Here is a 6,204-nt window from a genome sequence, read left to right as displayed (position 1 = left end):
GCTAGATCACCGAACCGTTCACCCGCTGAAGGAGCCCGCCATGTCCTCGTTGGAGCGCACGCCCCCGTACCTCCAAGTCGTCGCCGCGCTGAAGTCGAAGATCGTGAGCGGCGAGCTGTCGCACGGCGACGCGCTGCCGTCCGTCCGCGAGCTGGCGGCGGCGTACGGGATCTCGACCGCGACCGCGCAGAAGGTCCACCGCACGCTGAAGGCGGAGGGCCTGGCGGAGGCCCGGCAGGGCGCGGCCACCACGGTCAGCACGCGCCGGACCCTGCACCGCACGGCCGCCGACCGCCTGGAGGCCGCACTCACCACCGGGCGGATCTACGCCGACGGCGAGTACGCGGTCATCACGAACGCCGACCTGACCACCCCGCCCGAGTGGGTCGCGGACCTCCTGGGCGTCGAGGGCGACGGCCCGGCGCTGCGTCGCCAGCGGGTCACGCACAACGCCGACGCCGAACCCGTCAGCGCCAGCACGAGCTGGTTCTCCGCCGACCTCGCGGAGACCGTGCCCGCCCTGCTGTTGCTGGAGCGCATCCCAGGTGGCACCCCGTCCGCCATCGAGGCCGTCACCGGTCGGCGCGCGGTGGCCTCCGAAGAAGCCAGCGCCGCCGACGCCGCCACCCAGGAGCAGGCGGGCCTGCTCGGGGTCGAGCCCGGCTCCCCGGTCCTGCTGAGCCGGAACGTCTACGTCGATGCGCAGGGCGACACGGTCGAGGTCGGGGAGTCCGTGGCTCCCCCCCGCCGCTGGCGCGCGCACCGGAGCTGACCCTGCGCCAGGCAACACCGAAGCCCCCGCCGATCCGAACTCGGCGGGGGCTTCGTCGTGCCAACTCCCGAACGTACCCGCACGAGGGCACCCACGGGGGCGCTGAGCGCCGTTCTCCCGCTCGCGCGACTCTCGGCCCGCCGGAGCCTCCACGGGCCGTCAGAACGCCGCACAGGGACGCGCCGTGACCGTGTGCGGCTCACAGAGCCTCCGGCGGCCCTCCGGGGGGCCACCAGTCCCAGAGGGGCGGGGGATCGCGGGTGCCTGCGGGTCCGTGGGTGGTTCGGCAGGGGTCGCGGGGGTTCCCTCCGGCCTGACCGGCACCGGAGGCCAGCACACCGCACGCCGGGGCGTGAAGGCCAAGCCCTGCCAAGACTTTCGCCCGGTCCGCTTCGCTCCCCGGACGAAACTCCCGTCAGGGTCGCCCGCCCGAGGGGCGGACGAGCCTTCACACCCCGACGCACGGCGCGCTCTGGGGCAAGCCCTGCCGCCCAGACCGGAGGGAACCCCCGCTCAGGCCCCGCCGTGGTGCAGGCGCGCAGAGACCGGCCGCGGCTACTCGCCGTCGGCGGCCTCCGGCTCGAAGAGGGTCGGGGCGTCCGCCGGGGGAGGGGCAAGGCGCCGGCGCTTCTGCGCGGGGGCGGGCGGCGGCGCGGCCTGGCGGGCTTCGAGCTCCCGGAGTTGGGCGTCGACCGTGTCCATCGACCGCACCCACCCGTCGCCCGGGTCGGCGGCCGGGACCGGTGCCCGCATTTCGTCAACTGTCGGAACGGGGTCCCGCCGGGTATCGACAGTTGACGAAACGGGGCGCACGGCGTCGGCCCGGCCGCGCGAGTAGGCGACGAGCTTCACCTCCGCTTCGCGGCGGGCCCGGTACGCGTACTCGCGGTGGGTGCGGGAGCAGTAGTCCCGGCTCCGGCCGACGCCGGACTGCCGGATCTTGCCGCCGCACCACGCGCACAACTTCTCGTCGTCGGTGCCCCTCGGGGTCTCGCGCTTCATGGCGCCCGACCGTACGCGGTGCGGCACGTCTCGTAGGGCAGCGCGTCCCACCGACGAAAGCGCCGGCGCTTCACCGCGGCGACCCCGGCCGCGTTCCTCGAGTACGTCACCGCCCACCCCGGTACGTCTCCGAGATGACGTACGCCGACCACCACCAGGAGCACGAGCCCGACGGCCGTACACCTCTGGCACTTTTGCTCGCCGCGACCGCGCACCTCTGGCACTTCTGCACTCGGCCCCGCCGCACGGACCACCCACCGACCCGAGTTGCAAGAGATGTCACGCCGACCGAACGCCCTCGAACGAATCCCCCACACCTTTGCATCACGACCCAACGGCCGTACAAACCACCCCAGATCACACACCTAGGCATTCCCAACAAGTCGGCCCTTGCGCAATGCGCACACCCTGTGTCAGTCTCTTGGTGTGCACAAAGCGCACGTCACCGATTCGGGGAGGACCCAAGCCATGTCCGTGATCGTTGAGAAGACCGCCGGGAACCGTGCCGAGATCTCGTGGAGCCCGGCGGAGGACGACCCTCGCGGCTACCTCGCCCGCTCGATCGAGGGCGAGCAGCTCGCCTACGCGCTGGAGTCGCTCGGAGCGAGCGAGGCCGGGCTGATGGAGCCGACCGCGAGCGAGGAATACGCCGTGGCGATGGCGACCCACACGGCGGAGGTCGCGCGGCTCCTGGAGCGTCGCGCCGCCGTCCAGGTCGTGAAGCTCCGCGACCACTACGGCCTGTCGTGGCGCCGCATCGCCATCGCGCTGTTCGAGGACGCCGACAAGCAGTCCAGCGTCCGGCGCATGTACGAGTCCGGCCGCCGTCACATCGGCATCTGATCCACCGGGGCGGCCGTCCACTGCCAGGCGCACGGCCGCCCCTCGCTCCCAGACCCGTCACGAGCCAGGAGGAACCCATCATGACCGCCACCACGTTCGCCGCCGTGTTCGTCGCCCTCTACGTCGCCCACTCCGTCGGAGACCACTGGGTGCAGTCCTCGTGCCAGGCCGCGACCAAGGGCCAGCCCGGTTGGACCGGTCGGCTCGCCTGCGGCCGGCACGTCCTCGGCCTGACGCTCACCAAGCTCGTGGTCCTGGTCCCGGTCGTGCTCGTGCTCGGCCTGTCCGTGACCGCCGTCGGTCTCGTGCTCGGCCTCGGCGCGGACGCCGTCTCGCACTACTGGGCTGACCGCCGGACGACGCTCAAGCGGCTCGCCGATCGGTGCGGCAAGGCGGAGTTCTACTCGCTGGGCACCCCGGCGCACCCGGGTCACCCGACGACCGCCAAGGGCGAGTACGCGCCGACGCTCGGCACGGGCGCCTACGCACTCGATCAGAGCTGGCACATGCTGTGGCTGCTGATCGCCGCCCTGATGATCGCCGCTGTCTGACCGACCGGCACCACGAAGGCCCGCACCCACGGTGCGGGCCTTCGTCATGCGTGCACGCGTGCACGAGCACACCCGTGCACGCCGACAAGATCAACCCGGTCACACCTCATGCATTCCAGCAAGATCAACACGGGCACACCTCTTGCATTACGCGCCGGGGGGTCGCCGTAGGGAAGTAGTCGGCGCCGGAACTGCCGTGCTGCCGACCCCTGGTCTCCCTGCTCAGGCCGTATGCCGGAGGCCCTCGTACGACGGCCGCCGATGCGACCAGAGGCGCGACCAGAGGCGCGACGAGAGCCGCGACCAGGAGCGCGACGTGAGGCGCGACCAGAGGCGCGACCTCGATGCGGAGGACCAAGGTATCGGCACTTCCAGCGTCGATACGGACCGTGCAAATGCTGCGCTGGCGCGGCGGCAGACTGCCGTCATGAGCACGATGCGCCGCCCGTTGGGCACCGGTCCGAGCACCACCAGGAGCACGACGTCGACGGACCCGGGCCCGCGGCTGCTGCCCGTCGAGCGAGCCGAGCCGGACGCACTCCTGGGGGAAGTCGAGCACCAGGACGTCGCCGCGCGGAAAGGCCGGCGGATCCTCGGGCCGGGCATCGCCGTGACGCCCGGGGAGGGTGTCGTGGGGAAGTAGTCGGCGCGGCCGGACCCCCTTAACTCGCACGTCGGAGACCGCGTCGGCGTCGGCTCGGGGCAAGTTGTACGGCAAGCCGTAGAGCAAGTTGTAGGGCACGTTGACGGGCAAGTTGTAGGGCCAGTTGTAGAGCAAGCCCGCCCCCGACCGCCCTCGGTCGGGGGACACTCCCCGACTCCACCTTGCTCCGCTCGGGGAAGGGGAGCTTTCGCACCAACTTGCTCGGCTCCGGAACCCGCAGATCGGGGCAGCAAGTTGTGGGTTACTGACCCCAGTAACGCGTCGGCCGGGGACGGCCGGTGGGTGTAAAGCGACCCGTAAACCAGGGTGTGACAGCGCCACCTCACGACCCCCGCCCCGACCTGCACGGACGCCCTTCCATCTCCAAGACCACCCACTCTCCACGTGTTCCGTGTGGGTGGTCTTGGAGTTTCCAGGGGTTCAGGTCGGGGCGGGGGTCGTGAGTTTCGGAGGGAGTTTCGGGTGACGGGGGAGAAGAGTTCGGCAGGGGGATGGGGTGGCGGCGTGAGGGGAGTTCGGCGGCAGTAGGTGGGGTGAGCGAGTTAGTGCTTACTGGGGTCAGTTTCGCGGCGGCCGGGGTGGGCCGGGGTTACTCCTGGGTGGTCGTGGCGGTGGTCTTCCAGACGTGCTGGCGGCGGTCGGCGCGGGCACGGCGGAGGTCGGCCGCCTCCCGCTCCTTGCGCTTCGCCCGCGCGTCCTCGGTCTCGCCCGAGCGACCGGCCGCGTTCTCCGCCGACGCCTGCCACTTCGCCTCGTCCTCGTCGGCCGTGATCGCCCACACGCCCATGCTGTCGATGCCGACCAGGGCGAGCAGCGCGCGCACCGCGATGACGGGGTCCTCGTCGCGCTTCACCGCCTCGCTGGCCGCCTCGTCGACGTCGACCACGATCCGCTTGCGCCCGACCTCCAGTTGGGTGCGGGCGGACATGTGGATGCGGGTCGCGTCGGCCTCGCTGGCGTCTTCGGCGTCCACGGCCTGGCGGTCGGCGGCGTCCTGGTTCTCGTCGGTGCCAATGCCGTACGCGCGCTTGAGGCCCTCGGACCACGCCATGTTCTGGCCGCCCTTGGTGGTCAGCTCGTACTCGGACCACAGCGCGAGCAGCTGCTCGATGGAGCCCCAGCCGGGAAGGTCGTCCGCGACCTGTCCGCCGCGCAGCGCGGCGAGGCGGAACAGGATGTCCATCGCCTTCATGTTGCCGCCGCGCGCCTGCTTCACGTGCGACATGGCCAGCTCCGCGCCCGCCGACCAGTCGGTGGCCACGTCGGTGCCCTGCACCTTGGAGATGTACTTCCCGATCGCCGCCGCGTCCTTGACCGTGTAGACCCGCTTGAAGTCCACGCCGTCGCGGGCCGACGGGCGGAAGTCGGGGTTCGCGGCGGTGACGCCGTCGATCCACGCGGCCTTCCACTCCGCCTCGAAGCGGTCGAGGTCGGCGTCCGCCGGCCGGAAGTACGAGCGCACGGTCGGGTCCCACTTCTCGCCGGACCCGCGCTTGGGCTTCGGGTCCTGGCGGCCACCGAGGAACACGGCGACGTGCAGGTGCGGGTGCCAGCCGTTGACCTGGCCCACGGTCACCTCGATCACGCGGATCGTGCCGACGACCCCGAGCCGGTTGCGGAGGTTCCCCGCGTTCGAGCGGGCCCACTTCCGGCCCTGCAGCAGGCCCTTCCAGACCTCCCGGACCTGAACCCGGATCAGGTCCTCCAGGTCGTGGTTCGACCAGTGCCGCACCGTGAAGGTCACGAAGAGGACCATCCCGCCGTTGCGGACGTGCTCGGTGATCGCGGTGTCCGCGTCCGTGGCCCGCTGGCCCCGGATCACCGCCTCGCACACCGGGCAGGCCCAGACCGACGCGCAGCGGTTCAGGCCCTTGCGGCCGACCTGCTCGCCGTCGGGCGACACGGTCAGGGTGACGCCCGCGCCCTCGTCGCGGGCCGACCGGCGGCAGCCGCGGATCGACTTCAGCTTCGAGTAGTCCCACTGGAAGTAGAGCCCGCTGTAGTTCCGCCGCTTCCGCTCCTTGCGGCGCCGGTCGGCAGCCTCAGCAGCGAGTTCCTGGGGGGTCTTGGGGTCGGGGTCGGGAAACTTCTTTCCCTTCTTACCAAGGTGGACACCTTCGGTGCCCTGTTCCAGCAGGTCAGAGCCCGTTTTCGGGGTGGTTTTGGCGTCCGCTTCTGACGACCGCTTTCGGCAGTTAGGCGTGCAATATGACTGTCCGGGCGTCTTGCGCGTAAAGCGCCGCCCGCATCCCTTCCGGCGGCAGCGAGGGCGCGCGGGGCTGGGGACACGAACGGCCCCGGTCAGCGACGCGTCCGAAGGAGCGGTCGCCACAGGGGCCTGTGGTCCTGCATCATGGGAATGCACTACGTGA

General features: G+C 71.3%; 6 protein-coding genes. 4 read left to right on the top strand and 2 right to left on the bottom strand.

The window, feature by feature from the left end; genetic code table 11:
- Positions 1-40: 40 nt before the first annotated feature.
- Positions 41-772 carry a GntR family transcriptional regulator gene (locus IE248_RS36925; RefSeq protein WP_190033134.1) on the top strand — a complete coding sequence of 244 codons (732 nt, stop codon included), beginning with the start codon at positions 41-43 and terminating at the stop codon, positions 770-772.
- A 555-nt stretch (positions 773-1,327) separates the two neighbouring features.
- On the opposite strand, the gene IE248_RS36920 is transcribed toward IE248_RS36925, so the two are convergent.
- On the bottom strand, positions 1,328-1,774 hold the full coding sequence (locus IE248_RS36920) for a hypothetical protein (RefSeq protein ID WP_190033133.1): 447 nt from the start codon (positions 1,772-1,774) through the stop codon (positions 1,328-1,330).
- Between the two features lie 468 nt (positions 1,775-2,242).
- Between IE248_RS36920 and IE248_RS36915 the strand changes: the two genes are divergently transcribed.
- The 3 genes from IE248_RS36915 to IE248_RS36905 all read left to right on the top strand — a co-directional run bounded on the left by IE248_RS36915 (position 2,243) and on the right by IE248_RS36905 (position 3,811).
- Positions 2,243-2,617 carry a hypothetical protein gene (locus IE248_RS36915; protein ID WP_190033132.1) on the top strand — a complete coding sequence of 125 codons (375 nt, stop codon included), beginning with the start codon at positions 2,243-2,245 and terminating at the stop codon, positions 2,615-2,617.
- 80 nt (positions 2,618-2,697) lie between these two features.
- A complete protein-coding gene (locus tag IE248_RS36910) occupies positions 2,698-3,168 on the top strand; it encodes a DUF3307 domain-containing protein (protein WP_190033131.1) in 471 nt (156 codons plus the stop codon).
- A gap of 427 nt (positions 3,169-3,595) precedes the next feature.
- Positions 3,596-3,811, top strand: a complete 216-nt coding sequence (locus IE248_RS36905; protein WP_190033130.1) for a hypothetical protein — start codon at positions 3,596-3,598, stop codon at positions 3,809-3,811.
- Positions 3,812-4,421: 610 nt separating this feature from the next.
- On the opposite strand, the gene IE248_RS36900 is transcribed toward IE248_RS36905, so the two are convergent.
- Complete coding sequence (locus tag IE248_RS36900) at positions 4,422-5,735, bottom strand: rep family protein (protein WP_190033129.1); 1,314 nt, start codon at positions 5,733-5,735, stop codon at positions 4,422-4,424.
- Positions 5,736-6,204 lie beyond the last annotated feature (469 nt).

It is taken from the genome of Streptomyces goshikiensis, assembly GCF_014650555.1.
GTDB lineage: Bacteria > Actinomycetota > Actinomycetes > Streptomycetales > Streptomycetaceae > Streptomyces > Streptomyces goshikiensis.
Note: the sequence above shows the minus strand (reverse complement) of the source record. Positions and strands in the feature narration are given on the sequence as shown.

Excerpts from the sequence above, each read along its gene's own strand:
- IE248_RS36905 (WP_190033130.1), top strand. The coding sequence starts at position 3,596 with ATGAGCACGATGCGCCGCCCGTTGGGCACCGGTCCGAGCACCACCAGG.
- IE248_RS36915 (WP_190033132.1), top strand. The coding sequence starts at position 2,243 with ATGTCCGTGATCGTTGAGAAGACCGCCGGGAACCGTGCCGAGATCTCG.
- IE248_RS36925 (WP_190033134.1), top strand. The coding sequence starts at position 41 with ATGTCCTCGTTGGAGCGCACGCCCCCGTACCTCCAAGTCGTCGCCGCG.
- IE248_RS36910 (WP_190033131.1), top strand. The coding sequence starts at position 2,698 with ATGACCGCCACCACGTTCGCCGCCGTGTTCGTCGCCCTCTACGTCGCC.
- IE248_RS36920 (WP_190033133.1), bottom strand. The coding sequence starts at position 1,774 with ATGAAGCGCGAGACCCCGAGGGGCACCGACGACGAGAAGTTGTGCGCG.